The 23,223-nt window shown below is 59.7% G+C and carries 25 protein-coding genes and 1 pseudogene; 6 read left to right on the top strand and 20 right to left on the bottom strand.

Annotated features, from left to right (window positions below):
- A partial coding sequence (locus HMPREF1219_RS13035) for a Rib/alpha-like domain-containing protein (RefSeq protein WP_016457273.1) occupies positions 1-594 on the top strand: 594 nt, incomplete at its 5' end.
- Between the two features lie 93 nt (positions 595-687).
- On the opposite strand, the gene HMPREF1219_RS01655 is transcribed toward HMPREF1219_RS13035, so the two are convergent.
- Both HMPREF1219_RS01655 and HMPREF1219_RS01650 read right to left on the bottom strand, forming a co-directional pair.
- On the bottom strand, positions 688-1,467 hold the full coding sequence (locus tag HMPREF1219_RS01655) for a tetratricopeptide repeat protein (RefSeq protein WP_016457272.1): 780 nt from the start codon (positions 1,465-1,467) through the stop codon (positions 688-690).
- On the bottom strand, positions 1,468-1,761 hold the full coding sequence (locus HMPREF1219_RS01650) for a thiamine-binding protein (protein ID WP_040426742.1): 294 nt from the start codon (positions 1,759-1,761) through the stop codon (positions 1,468-1,470).
- A 24-nt stretch (positions 1,762-1,785) separates the two neighbouring features.
- Here HMPREF1219_RS01650 and mce point away from each other — a divergent pair, with 24 nt between their 5' ends.
- The gene (mce, locus tag HMPREF1219_RS01645; protein ID WP_016457270.1) at positions 1,786-2,244 is read left to right on the top strand and encodes a methylmalonyl-CoA epimerase; all 459 of its coding nucleotides are present in this window, start codon (positions 1,786-1,788) and stop codon (positions 2,242-2,244) included.
- 249 nt (positions 2,245-2,493) lie between these two features.
- On the opposite strand, the gene HMPREF1219_RS12410 is transcribed toward mce, so the two are convergent.
- The 14 genes from HMPREF1219_RS12410 to HMPREF1219_RS01580 form a co-directional block, all read right to left on the bottom strand.
- Positions 2,494-2,766, bottom strand: a complete 273-nt coding sequence (locus tag HMPREF1219_RS12410) for a hypothetical protein (protein WP_016457269.1) — start codon at positions 2,764-2,766, stop codon at positions 2,494-2,496.
- Between the two features lie 19 nt (positions 2,767-2,785).
- Positions 2,786-3,478 (bottom strand): endonuclease NucS, encoded by a 693-nt coding sequence (gene nucS, locus HMPREF1219_RS01640; RefSeq protein WP_016457268.1) that lies wholly within the window; start codon positions 3,476-3,478, stop codon positions 2,786-2,788.
- Between the two features lie 14 nt (positions 3,479-3,492).
- A complete protein-coding gene (locus HMPREF1219_RS01635) occupies positions 3,493-3,888 on the bottom strand; it encodes a DUF2550 family protein (protein ID WP_040427076.1) in 396 nt (131 codons plus the stop codon).
- Between the two features lie 372 nt (positions 3,889-4,260).
- Complete coding sequence (locus HMPREF1219_RS01630; RefSeq protein WP_016457266.1) at positions 4,261-4,638, bottom strand: F0F1 ATP synthase subunit epsilon; 378 nt, start codon at positions 4,636-4,638, stop codon at positions 4,261-4,263.
- Positions 4,631-6,073, bottom strand: coding sequence for a F0F1 ATP synthase subunit beta (atpD, locus tag HMPREF1219_RS01625; protein WP_016457265.1), 1,443 nt, complete (start codon positions 6,071-6,073; stop codon positions 4,631-4,633). Before atpD ends, HMPREF1219_RS01630 begins: the two co-directional genes overlap by 8 nt.
- Before the next feature lie 3 nt (positions 6,074-6,076).
- Positions 6,077-7,057 (bottom strand): F0F1 ATP synthase subunit gamma, encoded by a 981-nt coding sequence (locus tag HMPREF1219_RS01620; RefSeq protein WP_016457264.1) that lies wholly within the window; start codon positions 7,055-7,057, stop codon positions 6,077-6,079.
- 46 nt (positions 7,058-7,103) lie between these two features.
- The gene (atpA, locus tag HMPREF1219_RS01615) at positions 7,104-8,753 is read right to left on the bottom strand and encodes a F0F1 ATP synthase subunit alpha (protein ID WP_016457263.1); all 1,650 of its coding nucleotides are present in this window, start codon (positions 8,751-8,753) and stop codon (positions 7,104-7,106) included.
- 56 nt (positions 8,754-8,809) lie between these two features.
- Positions 8,810-9,628, bottom strand: a complete 819-nt coding sequence (locus HMPREF1219_RS01610; RefSeq protein ID WP_016457262.1) for a F0F1 ATP synthase subunit delta — start codon at positions 9,626-9,628, stop codon at positions 8,810-8,812.
- A gap of 5 nt (positions 9,629-9,633) precedes the next feature.
- A complete protein-coding gene (locus HMPREF1219_RS01605) occupies positions 9,634-10,221 on the bottom strand; it encodes a F0F1 ATP synthase subunit B (protein ID WP_016457261.1) in 588 nt (195 codons plus the stop codon).
- A 24-nt stretch (positions 10,222-10,245) separates the two neighbouring features.
- Entirely contained in the window at positions 10,246-10,488 is a 243-nt protein-coding gene (locus HMPREF1219_RS01600) for an ATP synthase F0 subunit C (RefSeq protein ID WP_005392137.1), read from the bottom strand.
- A 103-nt stretch (positions 10,489-10,591) separates the two neighbouring features.
- Complete coding sequence (gene atpB, locus HMPREF1219_RS01595) at positions 10,592-11,404, bottom strand: F0F1 ATP synthase subunit A (RefSeq protein WP_016457260.1); 813 nt, start codon at positions 11,402-11,404, stop codon at positions 10,592-10,594.
- Between the two features lie 215 nt (positions 11,405-11,619).
- On the bottom strand, positions 11,620-12,096 hold the full coding sequence (locus HMPREF1219_RS01590) for a Cg1360 family ATP-synthase-associated protein (RefSeq protein ID WP_016457259.1): 477 nt from the start codon (positions 12,094-12,096) through the stop codon (positions 11,620-11,622).
- A gap of 2 nt (positions 12,097-12,098) precedes the next feature.
- Positions 12,099-13,229 carry an MraY family glycosyltransferase gene (locus tag HMPREF1219_RS01585; RefSeq protein ID WP_016457258.1) on the bottom strand — a complete coding sequence of 377 codons (1,131 nt, stop codon included), beginning with the start codon at positions 13,227-13,229 and terminating at the stop codon, positions 12,099-12,101.
- A 78-nt stretch (positions 13,230-13,307) separates the two neighbouring features.
- Complete coding sequence (locus tag HMPREF1219_RS01580; RefSeq protein WP_016457257.1) at positions 13,308-13,946, bottom strand: L-threonylcarbamoyladenylate synthase; 639 nt, start codon at positions 13,944-13,946, stop codon at positions 13,308-13,310.
- Positions 13,947-14,250: 304 nt separating this feature from the next.
- Here HMPREF1219_RS01580 and HMPREF1219_RS01575 point away from each other — a divergent pair, with 304 nt between their 5' ends.
- The 4 genes from HMPREF1219_RS01575 to HMPREF1219_RS01560 are packed head-to-tail and all read left to right on the top strand — an operon-like array spanning position 14,251 to position 17,417.
- The gene (locus HMPREF1219_RS01575; RefSeq protein ID WP_040426739.1) at positions 14,251-15,270 is read left to right on the top strand and encodes an ABC transporter substrate-binding protein; all 1,020 of its coding nucleotides are present in this window, start codon (positions 14,251-14,253) and stop codon (positions 15,268-15,270) included.
- Between the two features lie 10 nt (positions 15,271-15,280).
- Positions 15,281-16,264, top strand: a complete 984-nt coding sequence (locus HMPREF1219_RS01570; RefSeq protein WP_016457255.1) for a FecCD family ABC transporter permease — start codon at positions 15,281-15,283, stop codon at positions 16,262-16,264.
- Complete coding sequence (locus HMPREF1219_RS01565; RefSeq protein WP_016457254.1) at positions 16,264-17,088, top strand: ABC transporter ATP-binding protein; 825 nt, start codon at positions 16,264-16,266, stop codon at positions 17,086-17,088. The genes HMPREF1219_RS01570 and HMPREF1219_RS01565 overlap by 1 nt, the downstream gene beginning before the upstream one ends.
- A gap of 32 nt (positions 17,089-17,120) precedes the next feature.
- Positions 17,121-17,417 carry an ArsR/SmtB family transcription factor gene (locus HMPREF1219_RS01560; RefSeq protein ID WP_016457253.1) on the top strand — a complete coding sequence of 99 codons (297 nt, stop codon included), beginning with the start codon at positions 17,121-17,123 and terminating at the stop codon, positions 17,415-17,417.
- A gap of 166 nt (positions 17,418-17,583) precedes the next feature.
- Here HMPREF1219_RS01560 and HMPREF1219_RS12405 read toward each other — a convergent pair.
- From HMPREF1219_RS12405 to rho, 4 genes and pseudogenes are all read right to left on the bottom strand, one after another.
- Positions 17,584-18,879, bottom strand: a pseudogene (locus HMPREF1219_RS12405) (ISL3 family transposase).
- 317 nt (positions 18,880-19,196) lie between these two features.
- Positions 19,197-20,015: a N5-glutamine methyltransferase family protein gene (locus HMPREF1219_RS01545; RefSeq protein ID WP_040427071.1), complete on the bottom strand. Its 819-nt coding sequence runs from the start codon at positions 20,013-20,015 to the stop codon at positions 19,197-19,199.
- Complete coding sequence (gene prfA, locus HMPREF1219_RS01540; protein WP_016457249.1) at positions 20,011-21,087, bottom strand: peptide chain release factor 1; 1,077 nt, start codon at positions 21,085-21,087, stop codon at positions 20,011-20,013. Before prfA ends, HMPREF1219_RS01545 begins: the two co-directional genes overlap by 5 nt.
- Positions 21,088-22,998, bottom strand: a complete 1,911-nt coding sequence (rho, locus tag HMPREF1219_RS01535; protein WP_016457248.1) for a transcription termination factor Rho — start codon at positions 22,996-22,998, stop codon at positions 21,088-21,090. It lies immediately after the preceding gene.
- Positions 22,999-23,223 lie beyond the last annotated feature (225 nt).

Here is a 23,223-nt window from a genome sequence, read left to right as displayed (position 1 = left end):
ACCGAGCCCACCACCAAGCCGACCGAGCCCACCACCAAGCCGACCGAGCCCACGAGTGAGCCGAAGCCTGGCGAGAAGAAGGATGCAGAGAAGTTTGCACCCTCCTACCCGGCGGAAAAAACCGTCACCATCGGCGAAAACAACACCATCGCCCTAGCCGGTGACACCAACCTTCCCAAGGGAACCACCTTCGCCATCGGCACCCCCAGCCACCCCGAGAGCTGGAATTACTCCATCAACAAGGCAACCGGACTCATCGCGGTCTCCCCGGCAGCAAACCTCGGCGAAGGCTCCTGGGCAACCACCACAGTTGTGGTCACCTACCCGGACAAATCCACCGACATCATCAAGCTGAAGTTCGTCGCCAAGAAGAAGGACGAACCCACGTCCAAGCCGACCTCCGAGCCGACTCCTGACCCCAGCCCCGACCCAACGACAGCGAACAACTCGAGTGACAACAATAGCTCGAGCTCCTCAAGCGAGAATGGGGAGCTGACTCCAGGTGCGATCGCAGGAATCGTAATCGGTATTCTGGCTCTGCTCGGACTTGGTGCAGGTGGCTACAACTGGGCCCACTCGCAGGGACTCATCTAACGCAATCCACCTCAACTAAATAAAAACTGGGCGCGAGAATAAACCTCGCGTCCAGTTTTGTTTGTCCGGCTTACTTTATGATGCAGCGTCGTATCAGAACAACGCGCTAGCCATCTTCCTTCGAGCATCATCCACTTCAGGCGACCCCTCAAAGGCAGAGAATAGCTCGATGAGCCTCTTCTTCACGGTCTCCTTATCGTCACCAAAGTTGGTCATCAGCTGACCTAGGAGACGAGAAAAGGCTGCAGAAAGATCGCCGCCAGCTGCCTCAGCGTCCGCCTGAATAAGCTCAGCATCCAAGCCCGTCGCCGCAGCGGCGTGTGCCTCCGCGACTCTGAGGAGCAGGTGTGTGCGTGCAAGACCCGATTTGGCCTCCTTATTGCCCGGCTCCTCCTTGAGGATCTTTTGGAAAGCAGCTTCCGCCTCGTTCAAGTCCCCTGAGTGCAGGAGAGAGTTCGCGTTTTCGATGCGTGGATCTGTGGGCTTATCCTCCCCCGGCGCAACCTGCGACACAAGCTGTTCTAGCACCTGACGCGGTTGTCCGCCCTGGAAGGAGCCGGCGGGGCGTCCGCCGATGAAAGCAACGACGGTGGGGATAGCCTGCACGCCCAAGGCACCGGCAACCTCTGGGGTTGCATCAGCGTCGACGTAGGCGTAGGTGAAGCCGTCGTTGTGCAGCTCGTTGAAGTTCTTCCGCATCTCGTCCGATTCGGGCGAGCGACTAGATCCCACCTGGAGGATCACCGGCTTTTCTTGGGACGAGACCAGCACCTGCTGCACGTTAGCCGCGGTAACCAGTACCTCGTGAGCACCGCCTCCCTGCGACGGCTGAGGGTCCTTCTTCAGCGAGCTGAGGTCAAAAACTCCTGACACTTAGTTCAACTCCTTCATTGCCTTTTCCATATCCTCAACCTTGCCTGTGAGACGGTTATTCCACCCCGGACGGATGTCGGCCTTTATAACGAGGGATGCCCGCGGACTCACCTCCAACACCGCATCTGTGGCACGTTTCACAACGTCCATAACTTCGCCCCATTCCCCCTCAATTAGGGTGAACATGGCGTTGGTCTCATTGGGCAGGCCAGAATCTCGGACAATTTTAACGGCGCGCGCTACCGCTTCGGACATTTCCTCGGAAACGGGCGCGACTGAGAAAGCAATCATCATGTTTTCCAGCGTAGACTAAATACCATGAGTAACGATGTTTCTGGGATCGAAATCCCCCACGAGTATGTAACCTGTCTCGACCACGTTGGCATCGCAGTGCCGGACCTCGACGAGGCTATCGAGCACTACCGCAGCGTCTACGGCTGGGTTTGCCACCACGTTGAGAAGAACGAAGAGCAGGGCGTTGCCGAGGCCATGATCGGCCCGAAGCACCTCGACGAGAAGGAGGGCATGATCCAGCTCCTCGCTCCGCTGTCCCCCGACTCCACCATCGGCAAGTTCCTGGACAAGAAGGGCCCGGGCATCCAGCAGATGTGCCTGCGCGTGAACAACCTCGATGCTCTCACCGAGCACATCAAGGCCCAGGGCATGCGCGTCCTTTACAAGGAAGCTAAGACTGGTACCGGCGGAGCACGCATCAACTTCGTCCACCCGAAGGATGCCGGCGGAGTGCTTCTCGAGCTCACCGAACCGCAGAAGTAACACGTTTTCACTTCAAAGGGGCCTTTCACGGCCCCTTTTTCGTGTCAGTGGTGCCCCGGCGTGTAGGCACGCGCAGCTAATTCGCCCTCTGGCATCCCGTGTCTCTACCCGAGGAGCTCATTGGAGACAACGCCGTTAGTGGCCCCGCTGCCCTCCGCTTAGCTGCCAAACCTCTCCACTGAGCGTCGACAAGCAAAAAGGGTGAGCACAACCTCGGGTGACGAAACAGAGACAGCGGCGAGTCCTAGCCTAGGAGGAGAACACGTCCCAACAGTGGCGGTGCCAGTGGCGCCGGTCGTCACCGCTGCCCAGCGCGTACCAGGCGACTACGTGGGACACTCCCGGGGGAATGTTCTGGTTGCAGCCGGGACACAGATAGAACTTTGTGGCATGCGATGATCCCATCGGACGCACCTTGTACTCCACACCACGCACTTCAACGACGGAGGTGGGCACGAACGAGGAGCCGTCGAGTGGCAACGGCCTCCTCGCCGGAGTATTGCGTCTGTTCTTGCGCCCCATACCTGACCTGAAACCTCCGTTAGAAGAGGGTCAGCGTGTCAGAGGGGATCCCACGCATCGCCTGATAATCGAGAATCACGCAGCGAAACCCGCGGTCCTCCGCCAGCGTGCGGGCCTGGGGTTTGATTTGCTGGGCAGCGAACACACCGTGGACAGGGCTGAGCAGGTCATCGCGATTAAGCAGCTCAACGTAGCGGGTGAGCTGCTCCACTCCGTCAATGCCTCCGCGGCGCTTGACCTCCACAGCCACGGTCTCCCCGTCGGCATCACGGCACAGCAAATCAACCGGACCGATGGGCGTGGGGTACTCCCGCCTGACTAGGCTGAACCCTGCGCCAAGGGTCTCGACCTGCTCGGCCAGCAGTTCCTGCAGATGCGCCTCCACGCCATCCTTTTCCAGACCCGGGTCCACCCCGAGGTCCCGGGAAATGTCCTCATACACCTCGTGCAGGGTGATCCGCAGCTGCTCCCCCTTTGTGGACTCCACCACCCACAGCTTCTCACCCGTATCTGTGCCATCGTCAGACTCAATCTCGAGCTCCGTGAGGGTACACGGAGGGGACATCCAGTTCAGTGGCTTGTAGGCGCGATCATCCGCATGAACCGATACAGAACCGTCGTTTTTCACGATGATGAGGCGGTCTGCGGGTTCCAGGTGGCTTTCCAGCCTGCCGACGTAATCAACTGTGCAATGAGCGAGAATGAGGCGCATTCTTCTAAGGGTACCTACTGGGACCGGCGCGAGATGAATCGCCTGAAGCCCGCCTTGTCCACGCTCTGCTGGCGCCGCGAGGGAGCGGATTCCAACCAGGAGGTGAAGGCCATTTCCTCGCTGCGCTGCATCTGCAGCTCGAGTTTCATTGACTCGCTCTTGATGAGGTACACGTCATCCTTCTTATTCAGAAGGTCCACGATGACGCGGTTGAGCGTGATATACGGCTCCGAGGTGAAAGAGGGGAAAACAAAAATTCCGGCGGTGTCATCGACATATCGGATCCTTCCTGTACGGAAGTTCGTGTCAATTCCCACTCGCCGGAACGAAATCTGCTGACCGGAGGCATTATGGCGGATCCACAGCGCAAGGAGAACAAGGATCACCACCACGCCCATGATCGTTATCATCTGATTCTCCATCTATCCACGCCTCACAACCTCGGGACACGGCAGACGCCGTGTTCTTTTACGCCTAACTATTGGCACCTCGTGCACCGCGCGCGGGGCGACAGATGCGTGTAACCACTAGCATAAGCGCAAATTAATTTGAGGTTGCGCCCTTTTAAGCAACTGTAGCGCAACCCCGGCAAATTGGTAAAACGAAACCGTAGTTTCGACGGATTGGGGGCTTTGTGCCCGGAACTATTGGCTACCCCCATCACCCACTTGTCGGAGGCGGTGGCCCGATGATGTGCGACGCCTGAGAGCATTTCACACCGTGTGATACACGAAACCCCGCAGCCTTTCGGCTGCGGGGCTTCGGGTTAGGTCAAGGGGTAGTTACAGACCCTTGTTCTTGCGTTGGACCGCCTTCACACGGGCCTCGGCGAGGAGCCTCGTGTCCTCATCCTCGGCGCTTTCCAGCTCGCGTGTAGCTTCTGATTCATCGATTTCGTCAGCCCACTGAGCGTAGTCAGCCAGCACGATCACACCGTTAGCAGTAACCGACAAGAACCCACCCTTGACGGCCGCGACCAGCTTCTCACCATCAACTGGTTTGATGGTGACAACACCGTTTTCCACGAGCTGTCCGAGAATTGGTTCGTGACCGGGCAGGATGCCAATTTCACCTTCGGTGGTCTGTGCGGTAACGATCGTGGCCTCGCCGGACCACAACTTTCCCTCAACAGCGACCAAATCCGTGGTGATACTAGCCATTGCTCTCGCTCATCTTCTTGTAGTTAGCTTCTACATCGTCGAGGCCGCCGATGCCGTTGAACGCCTGCTCCGGGTAAGCATCAAACTCACCGTCGCAGATGCGCTCGAAGGCATCAATGGTCTCCTCCAACGGCACGTAGGAGCCGGGGTTGCCGGTGAACTTCTCAGCAACGAAGAAGTTCTGGCCGAGGAAGCGCTCGATACGACGTGCACGCTGCACGGTGATCTTGTCTTCCTCACCAAGCTCGTCCATACCGAGGATGGCGATGATGTCCTGCAGTTCCTTGTTCTTCTGCAGAATACCGATAACGCGCTGGGCGACATTGTAGTGACGCTCGCCAACAATCGACGGCTCGAGGATACGAGACGTGGAGGTCAGCGGGTTCACAGCAGGGTAAATACCCTTGGAAGCAATGCCACGGTCAAGCTCCGTCGTCGCGTCCAAGTGGGCGAACGTGGTGGCCGGAGCCGGGTCGGTGTAGTCATCCGCAGGCACGTACACGGCCTGCAGAGACGTAATGGAACGGCCCTTGGTCGACGTAATGCGCTCCTGCAGGATGCCCATCTCGTCGGCCAACGTCGGCTGGTAGCCCACGGCGGACGGCATACGGCCGAGCAGCGTGGACACCTCAGAACCAGCCTGGGTGAAACGGAAGATGTTGTCGATGAACAACAACACGTCCTGGTGCTGAACGTCACGGAAGTACTCGGCCATGGTCAGGCCGGACAGGGCGACGCGCATACGCACTCCCGGTGGCTCGTCCATCTGGCCGAACACGAGGGCCGTATCCTGCAGCACGCCCATCTCCTCCATCTCGAGGAAGAGGTCCGTGCCCTCACGGGTACGCTCGCCCACGCCGGAGAACACCGACGTACCGGAGAACTCACGGGCGATACGGGTAATCATCTCCTGGATGAGCACCGTCTTGCCCACACCGGCACCGCCGAACAGGCCGATCTTGCCGCCCTTCACGTACGGGGTGAGAAGGTCGATGACCTTAATGCCGGTCTCGAGGATCTCGGTCTTGCCCTCCAACTCGGAGAACGGTGGCGGATCGCGGTGGATTCCCCACTGCTCGCCATCGCGGCCGAGGCCGGGCTCATCGAGGCAATCGCCGAGGGCGTTGAATACGTGCCCCTTGACAACGTCGCCAACCGGAACCTTGATCGGGCCGCCGGTATCCTTCACTTCGGCGCCTCGGACCAAACCGTCCGTCGGCGCCATGGCGATGGTACGCACGAGGTTATCACCCAGGTGCTGTGCCACCTCCAGAGTAATTGTCTTTGCAACGGCTTCGAGGGTCACGTCGACCTTCAAAGCGTTGTAAATAGCAGGTAGCTCACCGTGGGCAAATTCCACGTCGACGACCGCGCCGATAACGCGGACGACGCGGCCGGTCCCGGCCGGTGCCTGCTCTTTCAGAGCTGTGCTCATAATCTAGTCACTTTCTCCGCTCTCGGCGAGCGCGCCTGCGCCACCGACGATCTCTGTAATTTCCTGTGTAATCTGCGCCTGGCGGGCCTGGTTAGCTTCGCGGGACAGCGTCTTGACCAGGTCCGTCGCGTTATCCGAGGCCGCCTTCATAGCGGTACGGCGCGACGCGGACTCCGATGCGGCCGACTCCAAGTACTTGGAGAACAGTGTCCTCGATACGTACTTGGGAAGCAGCGCCCCCAAGAGGGTGTCTGCATCGGGTTCGAACTCGTAATCAGCAACGAAGGTGGACTTGTTGTCAGACACGATGTCCTCACCCAATTCCATCTCTTCTTCCCTGACCTCAGTTTCGACCGGCAACAGTTGCAACGCAGCGGCATTCTGGCTGAGCATGGACTTGAACTCGGTGTAAATCACGTGCACCTCGTCGAACCCCTGAACCGGTTCGCCCTCCGGGCTCGTCAGGCCTTCCCGCCACTTGGCGGTGCCTTCAGAACCAGCGAGGAACCCGTCGATGAGGTGTCGGCGAACATCGTGCGTGAGTTTGTACGTCGGTTCCTGGGAGAAACCGGTCCACTTCCCGGCGATCTCCTCGCCACGGAAGCTGTAGTACGACACGCCCTTGTTTCCGGTGACGTACAGAACGACCTCTCGTCCGCGTTCTTCCAAAAGGTTGCGCAGCTCGGTTGCTTTCTTAAACACATTGTGGTTGTAGCCACCAGCCATGCCACGATCGCTGGAAATCACAAGAAGCGCGGCCCGTTTCGGGTTCGGCTTCGCAGACAGCAACGGGTGATCGAGCGAGGATGCCGATGCCAGCTGGGAAATCACACTCGTGATCTCCCTGGCGTACGGGCTTGCCGCTGCGGTCCGCTGTTGCGCCTTTGTGATCCGCGAGGTGGCGATCAGTTCCTGGGCCTTGGTGATCTTCTTGGTAGAGTTCACCGACTTAATGCGGCTTTTCAGCTCGCGCATATTAGCCATTTGTCCAGTCGCCTCCTTTCTGTCTTAAAGAACCTCTATTGAAGAACTAATTTCCCTGTTTCTTCGTCTTGCGAGAAACAGCGATGGTGTTCTTCTGCAGCTCTTCTTCCTTCAAAGGATCGACAGGAGCCTCGTTGATCACCGGTGTACCAGACGTGGTCTGGAACTGGCGCTTGAAGTCGGTCGACTTCTGCACCAGTGCCTGCTGAGACTCATCGGACAGCGGAACGCCACCGTCGATCTGCTCGTACACGTCGCCAGCGTTGCTGTGCAAGTACTCAAGAAGCTCGTCTTCGAAACGACGAACATCCTCAACGGGAACGTCGTCAAGGTGACCGTTGGATGCCAGCCAGATGGACACCATCTGGTCTTCCACAGCCATCGGGTGGTTTTCCTTCTGCTTGAGCAGCTCAACCAGACGCTCGCCACGGGCCAGCTGCTTCTTCGACGCTGCATCAAGGTCCGACGCAAAAGCAGCGAAGGCCTCCAGGTCGCGGTAGGCAGCCAGGTCGAGACGGAGGTTACCGGACACCTTCTTCATACCCTTGGTCTGGGCAGCGCCACCCACACGAGACACGGACACACCGACGTTGACAGCCGGACGAACGCCCTGGTTGAACAGGTCCGACTCCAGGAACACCTGACCGTCCGTAATAGAAATCACGTTGGTCGGAATGAAGGCGGACACGTCGTTGGCCTTGGTCTCGATGACGGGCAGGGCGGTCATGGAACCGGCACCCATGTCGTCAGACAGTTTTGCCGCGCGCTCCAACAGACGGGAGTGCAGGTAGAACACATCACCGGGGTAAGCCTCACGTCCCGGCGGACGACGCAGCAGCAGCGAGATGGCACGGTAGGCCTCAGCCTGCTTGGTGAGATCATCGTAAATGATGAGAACGTGGTTGCCCTGGTACATCCAGTGCTGGCCGAGGGCCGCGCCAGAGAACGGGGCGAGCCACTTGAAACCGGCAGAATCAGATGCAGGAGCAGCCACGATCGTGGTGTACTCCAGGGCACCATTTTCCTCCAACGTGCGGCGCACGCCGGCGATGGTGGAACCCTTCTGACCGATAGCGACGTAGATGCAGCGAACCTGCTTCGACTTGTCGCCCGATTCCCAGTTAGCCTTTTGGTTCAAAATGGTATCGATGCAGATCGCGGTCTTGCCGGTCTTGCGGTCACCAATGATCAGCTGACGCTGGCCGCGGCCGATCGGGGTCATTGCATCGATTGCTTTCATGCCAGTTTGCAGTGGCTCTTCCACTGGCTGGCGCTGCAGCACGGACGGTGCCTGCAGCTCGAGTGCGCGGTTTTCTTCCGCCTCGATATCACCCAGGGCATCAATAGGCTGCCCCAGCGGGTTAATTACACGACCGAGGAAATTATCCCCGACCGGGATGGAGAGAACCTCACCGGTCCTCCTAACTTCGTCGCCTTCCTTCAAGATCTCGAAGTCGCCCAAGATCACAACACCGATGGAATCGGTGTCGAGGTTCTGGGCAACGCCAATGACGCCATTCGGGAACTCCAGCAGCTCGTTCGACATCACGGACGGTAGACCAGATACCTGGGCAATACCGTCAGCAGCCGAAATTACCTGCCCGACCTCCTCGCGGGTCGCACCCGGCGAGTAGCTCGAGGTGTAGTTCTCAATCGCGCTACGGATCTCATCGGAGGAGATCGTCAGCTCCGCCATGTTCTTCCTGCTCTCGTAGTAGCTTCCAGCAAAATAATTAATCGTTTCTTTAAAAATTAGCCGAGGTTCACGCGCAGACGTTGCAGTTTACCTGCTGTGCTGCCGTCAATGACTTCATCACCGACGCGAATGATCATCCCGCCGAGGAGGCTGGTGTCAACCTCAGTGTGGATGGACATTTCGTGACCGTAAATGCGGGCAAGCTTGTCCGCGAGGGCGTTGCGCTGCTCGTCGGACAACTCATGGGCCGTCTCGACGCGGGCGATGGTCTTCCCACGCATCTCGGCGGCCTGCTCCGCTAGTGTCCTGCAATCCTCGATCGGATCCTGCTCGATTCGACCAACTACCTGGAGCACGAGTGCCTCAGTGGTGCGAGTGACCTTGCCGTACAAAACATTCGCGAGAAGCTCGCGGCGCTTGTTGGGCTCGGTCTTCTTGTCACCCAGGAGTCGGGTCAGTTCAGGATTGTCCCGAAGGATGCGGCTCAGCCTAAACAGCTCGTCTTCCACCTGGACCAGGTTGCCTTCTGCCTCCGCACCGATGAACAGTGAACGACGGGCGAGAAGGATGAGTCCTTGACGGAACTCTCCGGCCGTGGACCACGTCTGCGCCACTGCATCGAGCAGCACGGCGAGCGTGTTCTCAGAGATCTTGTCAGCCAGCAGGTTACGGGCGAGTCCCTCGCGAGCCTCCGCCGGGGTGGCGGAGTTAGCAAGGGCTACACGTAGCGTGCGGTTGGAATCGAGGATCTCCACCACGTCGAAAAGCTCAGTCCCGGTTTGTGCGGCGCGCGCGACCAGCTGACCGCCCTGCTCAAGGTGACCCCTGAGCCGATCGGTGACATCAGTCAGCGCCTCGCGGCTAGCTGCGTGCATACCGCTCACTTCCTTACTGTGGATACGTCATCGAGATCTGCAAGGAACTGGTCGATCGTGCTCGAGCGAGTGAGATCGTCCGACAGCTGTCGGCCGAGCAAACGCTCCGCGAGATCGACGGAGTTGCGCCCCATATCGCGGCGCAGCTCGGAAACAACCTGCTCGCGCTGGGCGGCAAGCTGCTTCTCCCCTGCTTCGATGATCCGGTTGGACTCTTCGGCTGCTTGTGCACGCATCTCCGCCTTGATCTGCTCGCCGCGTTCGCGAGCCTCTTCACGGATTTGCTGTGCCTCGGCACGAGCTTCAGCAAGCTGGCTGTTGTACTTTTCCAGTGCCTGCTTGGCCTCGGCCTGAGCGGCTTCAGCGCGCTGAATGCCACCCTTGATCAAATCCTCGCGCTCCGATAGGACTTCCTGGAACTTGGGCAAAACAAGCTTCCAGAATACGAAGAGGATTACCAGAAACGCGACGAGAGACCAGAAGATGTCATACGGCGCCGGCAGAAGGACGGAAACCGAGTCTGTCAGGGGCAGGTGCGAGCCTGGATCCCCTGCGGAAGGTCCCTCCGCTGCGAGATATAAAACGTTCTTCATGGTGTTGCGAAACCTTCTGTTCTACTAGAACAGGAAGCCGGCAACGAGGCCGATGAGGGCGAGGGCCTCGGTGAACGCGATACCGAGGAACATCGTGGTGCGGAGCTGACCAGCCATCTCAGGCTGACGTGCCATAGCTTCCACGGTCTTACCAACGAGGATGCCGATGCCGAGGCCAGGTCCAAGCGTAGCCAGACCGTAACCGATGGTGGCGAGTACGCCGAGATCCAGAGCACCTGCGCCTTGTGCAAGAAGCAATTCGTTCATTGTGGGTGTATCCCTTTCTTAAAGTGCAGTACGCATTTTTCGTTCCTCGCGTACTGCGGAAGATGTGTAATTAACAGGGGTGTCGTATTCAGTTAAGAACCGTTTAGTGTTCGTCCGCATGCAGCGACAGTTCGATGTACACGGCCGTCAGCAGGGAGAAAATGTACGCCTGCAGGAAGATGACCAGGAGCTCGAACAGCGTGAATGCGACCGCAGCAATCAGCGTCAGTCCAGATACAGCCATCCACCCGTTGAACTGCCAGAAGAAGAAGTTGGTCGCACTGAACAGCAGAACCAAGATCAGGTGGCCCGACAGCATGTTGGCCATAAGACGAATGGCCAGCGTCGCGGGGCGGAGGATGAATGTGGAGAAGAATTCGATCGGCACCACAAGGATGTGGAGGAACCACGGAATATTCGGCACCACGACGGAGCTCTTCAGGAATCTGAAGAAGCCGTAGCGCTTAGCACCCGCGTAAATCATTGCGATGTATCCCATCAACGCCATCACCAGCGGCATACCAATGCGCGCGTTGGGTGAGATGTTGAGGAACGGAATCACAGAGGGAAGGTTCATGAAGAGAGCCAGCATGAAGATGGTCGTGATGAGCGGCAGGAACCGCCGACCTTCCTTCTTGCCGAGGATATCTTCAGCGATGTGAATTCGGACAAAGTCAAGCAGCATCTCTGCCATTGACTGGAACTTGCCGGGCACCTTCTTGGGGTTGCGCATAGCAAGAACAAAGAAAACGATGATCGCGACCACACAAAGCAGTCGGACAAACATCAGACGGTCTAGTGCGAATAGGCCTCCGGCGAAATCGGACAGCCACAGGTTGTGCGATTCGCCATTGCCATCTACGAAACCCGGGAAAAATTCATGAAACAAGTCCGGGGCGTGAAACTCGCCCTTCATGGACAGATATGTAACGCTCAGCGTTCTCTCCCGTGTTCATTTACCGCTGTGAGGCAAGCGGTGCGATGGACGTCTGAATTTTTACTTCAGTTGCAGCGGATTCCAACGCACATCGGCACGGCAACTGAAAGGTATTGCTACCTTGTTCGTACTTTATCAGTGCCGTGATTTTTATCTACGTTACCTACCCCCAAATTGACCCCGTTGGGTGTAAGTCACGAAACGTAAGTGGTCCGAGACGACAGGATTCCCCACGTCTCCGAGGCCAAAACAATAATCAAGGCGAGAATAACTGTGAGAAACAGTGCACCCTTGCTGTAGAAATCGAGGTCCTTGATGAGGGCCAGGACCACAATCATGGCCACAAGCTTGACTAGCCATCCGCCCAATACCACCGCGGCCGTCACGGTGGGGGTGGACTTGGCCGTCGCGACCGCGAGCACCACGGTGATGAGAATAAAGCCACCGCCCAGGCCGGCTCCAATGAGCGCGCCGTAGAGCCCCGGGGTACCGGCGGCCATCCACCACCCCACAAGGGATGTAAGTGTCACAACCACAAGCGCGATGGTGCCAAAGGTGAGCGCTCGTTTAAGAGGACGCGATTGGTCAGTGTAGATACTTGCTGCGCGCTGCTCCTGCCCCTCATCTACAGAAGAAGGGGTGGCGTTCTTGTTGTTCACGTTCTCGTTCACGGCTAGAAGTGTAGCCCAGCGGGTCGCACGGTGTACCACACGGCAAACACCGTAGCTGCAACAAGGAGGATGAGGGCCCACAGTGGCGGGAAGATAGTAAAACCGACGGCGCCGAAGGCGACCACCCCCACCCAGGTGTACAGCACGAGGACAACCTGCTTTTGGCTGTGCCCCATGCGCAGGAGGCGGTGGTGCAGGTGCATCCGGTCGGCGGTGAACGGGGATTGCCCCCTAGCTAGCCTTCGCGTGACCGCCATGACGAGGTCGAGCATGGGGATAAAAACACTGGCCAAAACCACGAAGAGTGGGCTCATCGCGGCGATGAAATCGGCCGTTCCGTACAAGCTCATGTTGATCTTGCCTGAGGCCGACGTCGACGCCGCGGCGAGAAGCAGGCCGATGAACATCGCACCGGTATCCCCCATGAAGATGCGGGACGGCGAGAAGTTGTGGGGCAAAAAGCCCGCGCACATCCCCACCAGGCCAGTGGCGATGATCGCCGGCGGGTAGGCTGCCACCGCGCCGCCCTGATCGTGCAGGATAGATAGAGCAAAGGCGAGTGTTGCCAGTCCAGAGATCATGCCCACCCCGGCCGCCAAGCCGTCGATGCCGTCGATGAAATTGATGGCGTTCATGAGCGCCACGGCGAACAGGGTGGTGATGATGGTGGACTGGGCATCACTCAGGATGAGGGTGGTGCCCTCCCCGATCGGCAGGTACAAAATGGACCATTTCAGCCCCATGAGGCACATTGCTAGGGCCGCCGCGATTTGCCCCACGAGCTTACTCAGCGCGTCGAGCTCATACAGGTCATCGATCACCCCGACCAACACGATGATTGCCGATGCCACCACCACAGCATCCATCTCCGGGGTGATCGGCCTAAAGCCTCGGGTGAGCGCCGGCAGTTGCTGGGCCAGATAGACGGCGAGGAGAAAACCCGTGAACATGGCCAACCCGCCGAGCTGTGGCTTGCGCACCGTGTGCACATCGCGCTCGCGGATGTCCGAGAGGTGCCCGGAGCGGATGACGAGGGAGCGGACGATGCCGGTGGTGAGGTAAGCGAAAACGAGGGCAGTAAGAAGCACCACTCCGAGCTCTCGAAGCGGAACGCCAACGCCTGCTGTACCCACGCGACTCCTTTACTAGTGCGGAAGCTACGTACCGTGCCGCCTCCGTTTACCGGGGCCACACACCACGTCACTCGTTTTTTAAGAATTTGCCTTGAGAACCTCGAAGGCCTTCTCGCTCGGCACCGCGCCTTCGCGGAGAATCTGCGGTGTGGCACCGGTGAGATCCACGATGGTGGACGGGGTGCCGATCTCGGCCTGCCCGCCCTCCAGGTAGACGCTGACGGAGTTGCCCAGCTGGGCCTCGGCTTCTGCGGCGTTAAGAGCAGGCGGATTGCCGGAGATGTTTGCAGAGGACACGGCCATCGGCCCCGTCTTCTGCAGCAGTTCGATGGCGAGCTTTTGCTGCGGCATCCTAAGCATCACCGAGCCATTGGTGTCTCCCAGGTTCCACGTCAGGCTCGGCGCCTGGTGGACAACGATGGAAAGACCGCCGGGCCAAAAGGCCTCGATGAGCACGTTCATCTGGCGCGTGTAGTCGCGGGAGAGCCCGCGAACGGTATCCCAGCTGCCCACAAGCACGGGCACGGGCATATCCGGCCCGCGGTGCTTGGCCTGCAGAAGCTTGTTTACTGCCTCCGGGCTAAACGCGTTGCACCCAATGCCGTACACCGTGTCTGTGGGGAGAACGACGAGGCGGCCGGCCTCCACTGCGTCTGCAGCAGACCGCAACCCTACCTCCCTGGTCTTTTCGTCCAGACAATTGAAAGTGCGCGACACGGTGGTTACCCCATTTCTTTGGTCTACAATCCGATCACGCAACATGTTACCCCGTCGCGGCCGTACCCCCCTCGTACTGACCGGCCACGAGGCGTCGATTAGCCAACAATTAACTGGTGACCCGGCCACGCACGGTCACAGTACCCCTGCGTGGCCCCTGCATGGCCACGGCCCGTCCTGCCCGGATACCTCGTCCGCCCACGTCACCGCGCTGGTCGCGGCTCCATTTCCCTTTTCCGTCCGCACCCCATATGCTATCTACACAGACATTCAATCATTCAATCGAGTTTTCATAAAGGACATCATGCGTTCACGTTTCCTCGCAGCCTCCTCTGCCCTCACAGCACTGTCGCTTTGCTTCACCCTTTCCGCGTGTGGCACTAATTCCTCCGACCAAGCACAATCAGAAACGTCGTCTGCTGCGGAGACGCTGAGCGTAGACAACTGCGGCTTCACCGTCACCGCCCACGTGCCCGTCCAGCGCGCAACCACGATGGAACAGGGCGCCACCGATACCCTCCTGCTCCTCGGGGCGAAGGACCAGATCGCCGGCTACGGCCACCAAAAGGATGCCCCTCCCGCCGGCTACAGCATCGATGGCCTCAAGGAAATCTCCCCGTCTGTGCCCAATTCTGAGCAGCTGCGGGATGCCGATACGGACTTCATCCTCACCCCGTTCAAGGAGAGCTGGACTCCCGATTCCGCCGGCGCCCGCGAGGAGTGGCAGAAGCTCGAGGTAGGCACCTACCAGAGCAACACGGAGTGCGCAGACTACGGCGACAACGCCGGAAAGACCCGCTTCGAGCTGATCCAAAAAGACCTCACCGAGCTGGGGAAGTTCTTCGGGCGTGAGAAAGAGGCCCAGGCGCTCATCGAGGAGCAAAACGCTGCGTTGGCAGGCGCCGCCAAGGCCCCCGAGGGCACCACTTTCATGCTCCTCTACTCCTCCATCGGCGGCGCACCGTACGTGGCCGGGGGATCCTCCATCGTCACCGAGATGGGTGAGCGTTCCGGCATGACGAACGTGTTCGCCGATGTCAAGGAGGAGTGGCCGCAGGTGAGCTGGGAAGCTGTGGCGGAAAAGGATCCCGATGTCATCATCCTGGCGGATCTTCCCAAGCGCGGCCAGCCGGGCGATAAGTGGGAAGAGAAGGTGACAGATCTGGAGTCCACCCCGGGCACCAAGGAGATGAAGGCTGTGAAGAACGGTGCCTACATCGTCGTCCCGGGTGTGGCGACCTCCGCCGACGCGCGCTCCCACGAGGTCATCGAGGCCATCACCGAAGCCCTCAACGGCGATCTTGCCCTCAAGCTCGCAAAGTAGTCGAGCAACCGTGCGAAAAACAGCTGGAATCGCCATCACCGGGGTGATCATCCTGGTGGTGGCTATGGTCGTCTCGCTGACGGTGGGGTCGAGTTCCATGAGCTTTGGGGAGCTTAAGAGCTTCGTCGATCCGGCGCTGCCCAGCCCGTCCCCCCTGCGCATGTCCATCATCACCGAGCTGCGGATCCCCCGCATCCTCATGGCCGCGTTCGTGGGTGCCATTCTCGCGGTGTGCGGCGTGGCGATGCAGGCGATTACGCACAACGACCTCGCCGAGCCGTACCTGCTGGGGATTTCCTCCGGGGCCTCTACCGGCGCTGTCATCGCGATCCTCTTTTCCACCTGGCAGTACGGCATCATCTTCGGCGCCGCCATCGGCGCCCTCGCCTCGTTCTTCCTCCTCATGGTGCTGCTCCGCAAGAGCGCTGCCGATGCCACGCGGGTGGTCCTCACCGGCGTGCTCATCGGGTTTCTCTTTCAGTCGCTCACCTCGCTCATCGTCACGGCATCTGGCAACGCCGAGTCCACCCGCGGAATCATGTTTTGGTTGCTCGGTGTCCTCAGCGCGTCGCGTTGGCACACTGTGTGGACTGTCGTCATCGTGGGCACGGTGGGGATGGCGGTGTTGTGGGCACTGTCGCGCTTCCTCGATGCCCTCGCGTTTGGTGACGAGACGGCGCAAACCATGGGCATCCCCGTGGTCACCCTGCGGTACACCGTCCTTGTCGCGGTTTCTCTGATGACGGCCGCTACGGTCGCCTCCGTCGGCGCGATCGGCTTCGTGGGACTCATCGTCCCCCATGCGGTGCGGATGCTCGGCGGCCCGCGCCACGTCACGCTCATCCCCCTCTCCGCGCTCCTCGGGGCGATCGCTCTTGTTATCGCAGACGCACTCGCCCGCGCACTGTTTGCGCCCCAGGAGCTTCCCGTCGGGGTAATCACGGCGCTCATCGGCGTTCCGGCATTCTTTGTGATCTTGAAAAGGAAGAACTGATGCTCGAGGTGAAGGATCTATCCACGGGGTACGACGGGAAAACCATCCTCTCCGGTGTCAGCTTTACTGTGTCTTCACCCACCATCATCGGGCTCGTCGGCCCGAATGGTTCGGGGAAGTCGACCCTCCTCAAGTCCATCGGTGGCATCCATCCCTTCGAGGGGGAAGTACTTTTCGACGCCCACCCGCTCTCCTCCTACCGCACCATCGAGCGGGTCCACCGGTTGTCCTATGTCGCCCAGCACTCCGGCGAGGCCATCCCTCTCACCGTCCGCGAGGTAGTTGAGCTCGGCTGCCGGGCGGGACGCGGGCCGTTCTCCCAGGCACACGAGGGCGACGAGGCGGTCATCGCTGAGGCCCTCATGCACACGTCGCTGGGCGACATCGCCGATACCCGCCTCAGCGAGCTCTCCGGTGGCCAGGTGCAGCGCGCGATGGTCGCCCGCGCGATGGCGCAACGCGCCTCCGTCATGCTCCTCGACGAGCCCACCAACCACCTTGATCTCCACCACCAGTACCGGCTCATGGAGCTACTCACCCACATCTGCGCGGAACACCGCACGATCGTCATCCTGGCAATCCACGATCTCGGCCTTGCCGCCCGCTATTGCAACAAGATCATCCTGCTCAACGACGGTTCCGTGGAGAGAATGGGAGCCCCGCTCGAGGTGCTGACTTCTGAGGTTCTTGCCCGCGTGTTTCGGGTTCGAGGCAGGTTCACAACCAGTGAGCACGGATCTCCATCGCTGACCATTGACGGCGCGTTGCTTCCCGGAAACGCGGATCCGCTGACCTCGCCGCTTCACTCCGCACAATCGAACTGACCAGGGCTAAACTGATTCACAAGGAGGTTCACATGTCAGACACCGTTGATATTGTTAGTTGGTCGAACACCTTCAAAATTCTTGGTGACCCCACCCGGCTAACCCTGCTGTCCGCCATCCACTACGCGGGGCAAAACGAACTGACCGTGAGCGAGCTCGCTGAGACGACAGGCGTACGAGTTGCTACAGCCTCCGCGGCACTACGCGCCATGGAGAACAACGGCACGGTGAAGAGCACCCGCGACGGTCGAAAGATCTACTACGCCATCGCAAGCGAGGACATCCACCAGCTCCTCCACTGGATCGGTGCCGGCCACAAACACAATTAGCGGGTGCGCACGCAAAAGCAAACGTCGAAAGGTGCGCATAAAATGCGCACGTAGAAAAGCGAACGTCGAGAAGCGAACGTCGAAAAGCGCGCGCCAACAACGCACAGTGAGATGCGCGCCCAAGGGTGCGCGTAAATTGTGCGAACCTAAAGGGGCTCTTCCGGTTTTAGAGTGCGTTGATTTTGTTGGTGAGGCCTCCGGAGTGGATGAGGCATCGCAAGATGTAGTGGTTGAGGTTTTTAAAATCCTAGGGCGATGCCGCGGAGGTGTTCGAGGCGTCCGTTGATCGCTTCGACTGGCCCGTTGGAGACCCCTCGGTCGAAAAACGCGAGTATGTCACGACGCCGCTTATGAAGGCTGCGTCCTAGTTGGGCTATCTCCTTATGTGCCTTGCCTTTCATGACACGCAGTTGGTCGATCAGGTGGCTCATGGCCTTTTTGGCTTGGCATCGGTTTTTCATCTCGTAAGCGTCGATGATACGTTGATACACCAGGTAGGCCTGGTGTAGTGGCTGGTAGTCCTCATCAAAAGCCCATAGGTAATCCAGGCGTGCCTTTTGCTCTTCGGTCAATAGGCTATCCCTGGTCAGCATTGTTTTGCGGTTTTTATACAACGGATCCTCACGACGACCTCGTCTACCTGTGGTTTCTAGTTGTAGTCTTAGGCGACATTTTGTTACCTTGTCGCCTGCCAAACGCGAGCACATGGAACGGATCCATCACACGAGTTGCTTTCGGTACTGCCTCTTCAGCAGCACTGGCGTAGCCGGCACATCCATCCATGGACACAACCTCAATACGATCCCTGAAGCTTTGGTCACGCTGGTGTAACCAGGACTGTAACGCTTGTGAGGACCGCCCTTTGACCACATCCAACAACCGCGCCGGCTTGTTGGTCATGTCCACAATCACAGTGACGAACCCATCACCGTGGGCTTTGCGGTTGTGTGACCACTTGTGCTCATCAACCCCAATGACACGCACACCTGCTAGATGGTCCGGATCGTGATAGATCAACTCATGGGCTTGATCTAAGGCCAGCTGGCAACAAATCCCACCCGATATGTAACGCTTTCGCTACCGCACGCACTGACATCCGGTCTATGGCTAACCGCTGCACAATCCAGCGGGTCACCCGCCCCGTGGTTTTCTCACCATCAAAAGCACAATCCAACCCAGCCTGGAAAATCTTGCGTTCACACGCCTGATTAACATACAGGTACCGGGGCAGGCGGACTCTACGCCTCGTTGGGAAACCCACCACCGGCAGGTCTTAAAGCTCACGGATCAGATGATCACGCTTAACCCCAGGTTGCGTGCATGCCGGGCACTCGTTGATCGGATCGACAGCCACCGCATCGATAATGGTCACATCCCCGCCATCGGTGGCATTGGTGATCATCAAACCCAACTCAGCGGTGCGGCAAATGGTATCAGCGATCAGGTTTCCACTAGGATTCACGATAAGGGTCCTTGCTTGGTCAGATTTTGGATTAGACACCTAACATCTCTACCAATCAAGGACCCCCACATCTAGTGCCACGCCCAACACACCCCAACCACACCCACGCACTCCAAAACCGGAACAGCCGTCAAACCACACACTCGTGCTAGGTGACGAGTGTACGAAGAGCAGGATGTTCGTAGAGCCCGGGCGTCGACCGAGAATTTTTGTGGGGAGAACCGGGGCGCGGCACGGCGATTATTGCGCAGGCTCAAAGGCACCTCGAGTCACCCGCTGTGCACGATGTGTGTGATGCGTGGGGTGCCAGTTACCTGCTACGGACGGCGGCAGGTGACAAACCGCGGCTTGCCGGCAAAATCGGCGAGCGGACGCACATCAGTAAAACCGGCGGCGGTGAGCGCCCCGCACACGGTGGCCTGTGTAGAGTCATCGTGCTCAACGCCAAAGTACCCACCGTGGCGGAGAAGTGCGAACGCGGTGCGGGCGAGCTGAGGGATGAAGCTCATGCCGTCTTCCCCCGCGAAGACGGCCTCGTGCGGGTCCGCCCGTACCTCGGGATCCACCTCGGCGGTCTCAGGCACATACGGCGGGTTAGAAACAACCACGTCCAGCCCGCGCCCCTCCGGGTCTAGCGCGCTGACGCACACTGGGGTATCGAGCACATCCCCTACCCACAATCGGCCCACCCCGTTGAGGCGCGCATAGCGGGCAGCCTCGCGAGACTTTTCCGCGGCTACCACCCGTGCCTGTGGGCGGTAATGAGAAATGTAGGCGGCGATAGCGCCAGAACCAGTGCACAGGTCAGCGTAGCTGCCCCCGGCATTCACACTGCACTGTACGGCCCAATCAGCCAGCAGCTCGGTCTCCGGGCGAGGGATGAACACCCCCGGCCCCACGGTGAGGGTGAGCGGACCGAACGGGGCCTCACCCAAAATCCACTGGAGGGGCTCCCGCGTCGCACGGCGGTGAACGAGCTCCCAGAACCCCTCAGGAACCTCGTCGTGGAAGAACAACGTTCCCACGTCCGTGTGCAACAGGTGCGCGGCGATGAGCCGGGAATCAACAAGCGGAGACGCGCAACCGGCGGCTGACAATTCGTCAGCCGCCTGCCGCAACGCCTGGGAGAGTTTAATCCTCCGCCTCCAGGCGGGCTTGCCGGTCCGCGTCCTGAAGGGCAGTGAGAAGCGCGTCCATATCACCGTCGAGCACGCTGTCCAGGTTGTTCGCCTTGTAGCCAATGCGGTGATCGGTGATGCGGTTTTCCGGCCAGTTATAGGTACGGATGCGCTCCGAGCGGTCCATGGTGCGCACCTGCGCGTGACGCCCCTCGGCAGCCTCAGCCTCGGCCTTTTCCTCCTCCATCTGCTGGAGGCGGGCCTGCAACACCTGCATGGCACGGGCCTTGTTCTGAATCTGCGAGCGCTCCTTTTGGCACGTCACTACGATGCCCGTGGGCAGGTGGGTGAGGCGAACCGCGGAGTCGGTAGTGTTCACGCCCTGACCGCCCTTGCCGGAGGAACGGTACACATCGACGCGGATGTCTTTCTCGTCGATCTCTACCTCGCCCACCTCGTCGGGCTCGGGGTAAACGAGCACGCCGGCGGCGGATGTCTGGATGCGACCGTTGGACTCGGTGACGGGGATGCGCTGCACGCGGTGGACGCCGCCTTCGAACTTGAACACGCTCCACGCACCGTCCTGGGACGGCATCTTGGAACGGATCGACAGCGTCATGTCCTTCACGCCGCCGAGATCGGACTCGGACTCGTCAAGCACCTCGGTGATGAAACCGTGCTTTTCCGCGTAGCGCTGGTACATGCGCACAAGCTCGCCGGCGAAAAGCGCTGCTTCCTCGCCACCAGCACCGGCCTTGATCTCCATGACCATGTCATCGGGATCGTGGGGGTCGCGCGGCGCGAGCATGTCCGCGAGCTTCTCCTCCAGCTCCACTACCTTGGGCTCGAGTCGCCCGACCTCGCTGGCGAAGGCGGAATCCTCGTACGCGAGTTCTTTCGCGTCCGCCAGGTCAGCCCTCGCCTGCTCAAGTTCGGTGTTGAGTTTCACGATGGGCTGCAGCTGGCTGTACCGCTTGCCGGCCTTGCGCACGTTATCCGGGTCGTTGGCAAACTCGGGGTCCGCCATCTGGGCCTCGAGGCCCTGGTATTCAGCAAGGATGTCATCTACTGCAGAGACGTGGCTCGCCATTTAGATGTAATCCTCCTCCGTCTCACCCGCAACCATCGGTGCAGAGGTCGCCAGGGTACGCATGAACTCGCGGTTCGACTTCGTCTTCTTCAGCTGCTTGATCAGCAGGTCAATAGCAGCCTGGGAGTCGAGGGCACTCATGATGCGGCGCAGCTTGTGCACCAGCTTGGCCTCCTCCGGCGCCAGCAGGAGATCATCCTTGCGGGTTCCTGACGGGTTGATGTCCACAGCCGGGAACACGCGGCGCTCGGCGATCTTGCGGTCGAGCTTGAGCTCGGCGTTGCCGGTGCCCTTGAACTCCTCAAAGATCACGGTGTCGCCTGCGGAGCCCGTCTCCACCATCGCGGTGGCGATGATGGTGAGCGAGCCACCGTTTTCGATGTTGCGTGCAGCACCCAGGAACCGCTTCGGCGGGTAGAGAGCGTTGGAGTCCACACCACCGGAGAGGATGCGACCGGAGGCTGGCGAGGAGTTGTTGTACGCACGGCCGAGGCGAGTAATGGAGTCAAGCAAAACGACAACATCGCTGCCCAGCTCCACCAGACGCTTCGCACGCTCGATGGCGAGCTCCGCCACGGCGGTGTGCTCTGACGGCGGACGGTCAAAGGTCGAGGCGATAACCTCACCGTTGACGCTGCGCTGCATATCCGTAACTTCCTCGGGCCGCTCGTCCACGAGCACAACCATGAGGTGGCACTCCGGGTTGTTGGTGGAAATGGCGTTGGCCACGGTTTTGAGCACCGTCGTCTTACCGGCCTTCGGTGGGGAGACGATGAGGGCACGTTGCCCCTTACCAATTGGCATCACCAGGTCGATGACGCGTGTGGTGAGAATGTTCGGTTCCGTCTCGAGGCGCAGGCGCTGGTTCGGGTACAGCGGGGTGAGCTTGGAAAATTCGGGACGCTGCTTAGCGTTTTCTGGCGGCAACATGTTGATGGAATCCACGCGCTGAAGCGCGTTGTTCTTCTGGCGTCCGCGGTTGTTGTTGCGACCCCGGACACGGTTATTGCCGTGGTTGTTGTCCTGGTTTCCACCCTCGTGCGGTGCGCGGATCGCGCCCTGGATGTAATCGCCGCGGCGCATGCCAAACTTGCGGATCATCTGCTGCGGGACGAACACGTCCTGGTTACCGGCCTGGTAACCGGTGGTGCGGACGAAAGCGATGTTGGAGTCAATGATGTCCAAAATGCCGGCGATCTGCTGCATCTGCTGCTGCTCTTCAGCGTTGTCACCGCGCTGATCCCCACGCTGCTCGCCACGCTCGCCGTTGCCCCGGTCTCCCCTGTCACTGCGGTCACTGCGGTCACCGCGGTCGCGACGCCCGCGTCCACCGCGACGGTTGTTGTCGCGGTCTGACCTGTCGCCACGGTCGCGTCGGTTGTTCCTCGGCTGTCGCTCGTCCTCGTGGTTATCTTCGGCACCGTCGGAACTGACGTGGTCATGCCCGCGGGACTCCGCGTCCTGGTGGTTGGCACCGTCCGAGCCATGATCATCGTTGCGGCCGCGCCGGTGGTTCATCTTCTGGCGCACGCGGCGGGCACGACGAGCCTGGGAACGTGACTGGTGACCGGACTCGTGGCCGTTATTGTCGCCACTTGCCTTGTCGTCTTGTCCGTCGGTGGCACCGCCATCGTTCGACGCTTCTTCGCGCGGCTTCTGATCGTGCTCTGCGCTCGGAATCTCCTCGGTGATAGTGGACTCGGCACCATCGGCTTGGGGTTTGCTGCGCCTTGTTGCCCGGCGCGGCTTAGAAGTTTCTCGCTGTGGAGTTGATCCCCCTGCTAGCTCTGCGGTGAGGCGCTCGACGAGCGCTTGCTTACGGAGCCCAGATACCCCTTTGATGCCTTTTTCCTGGGCGATCTGCTTGAGCTCTGAGAGCTTCAAACTCGACAGATCCTGATTGTCCGTCATAGACACATATTCCTTTCGTACCGCGTTTCGAAGGCGGTAGTGTGAGGCAATTTCTTGAAAGAAGTTCCACCGTGAGAATCCGCTGGGAAAACCACTGCGGGAACGACAAAACGTGGAATACTGCGGGAGGAAGTGAGACCCCGCATCTGTTTCGCGAACCATCTTAACTCATAAGCACATTACACAGCAACATTAGGTGACGATAGATGGCACTTTTTGTGCCGG

Source organism: Corynebacterium pyruviciproducens ATCC BAA-1742 (assembly GCF_000411375.1).
GTDB lineage: Bacteria > Actinomycetota > Actinomycetes > Mycobacteriales > Mycobacteriaceae > Corynebacterium > Corynebacterium pyruviciproducens.
This window is presented reverse-complemented; position numbering and strand designations above follow the sequence as displayed.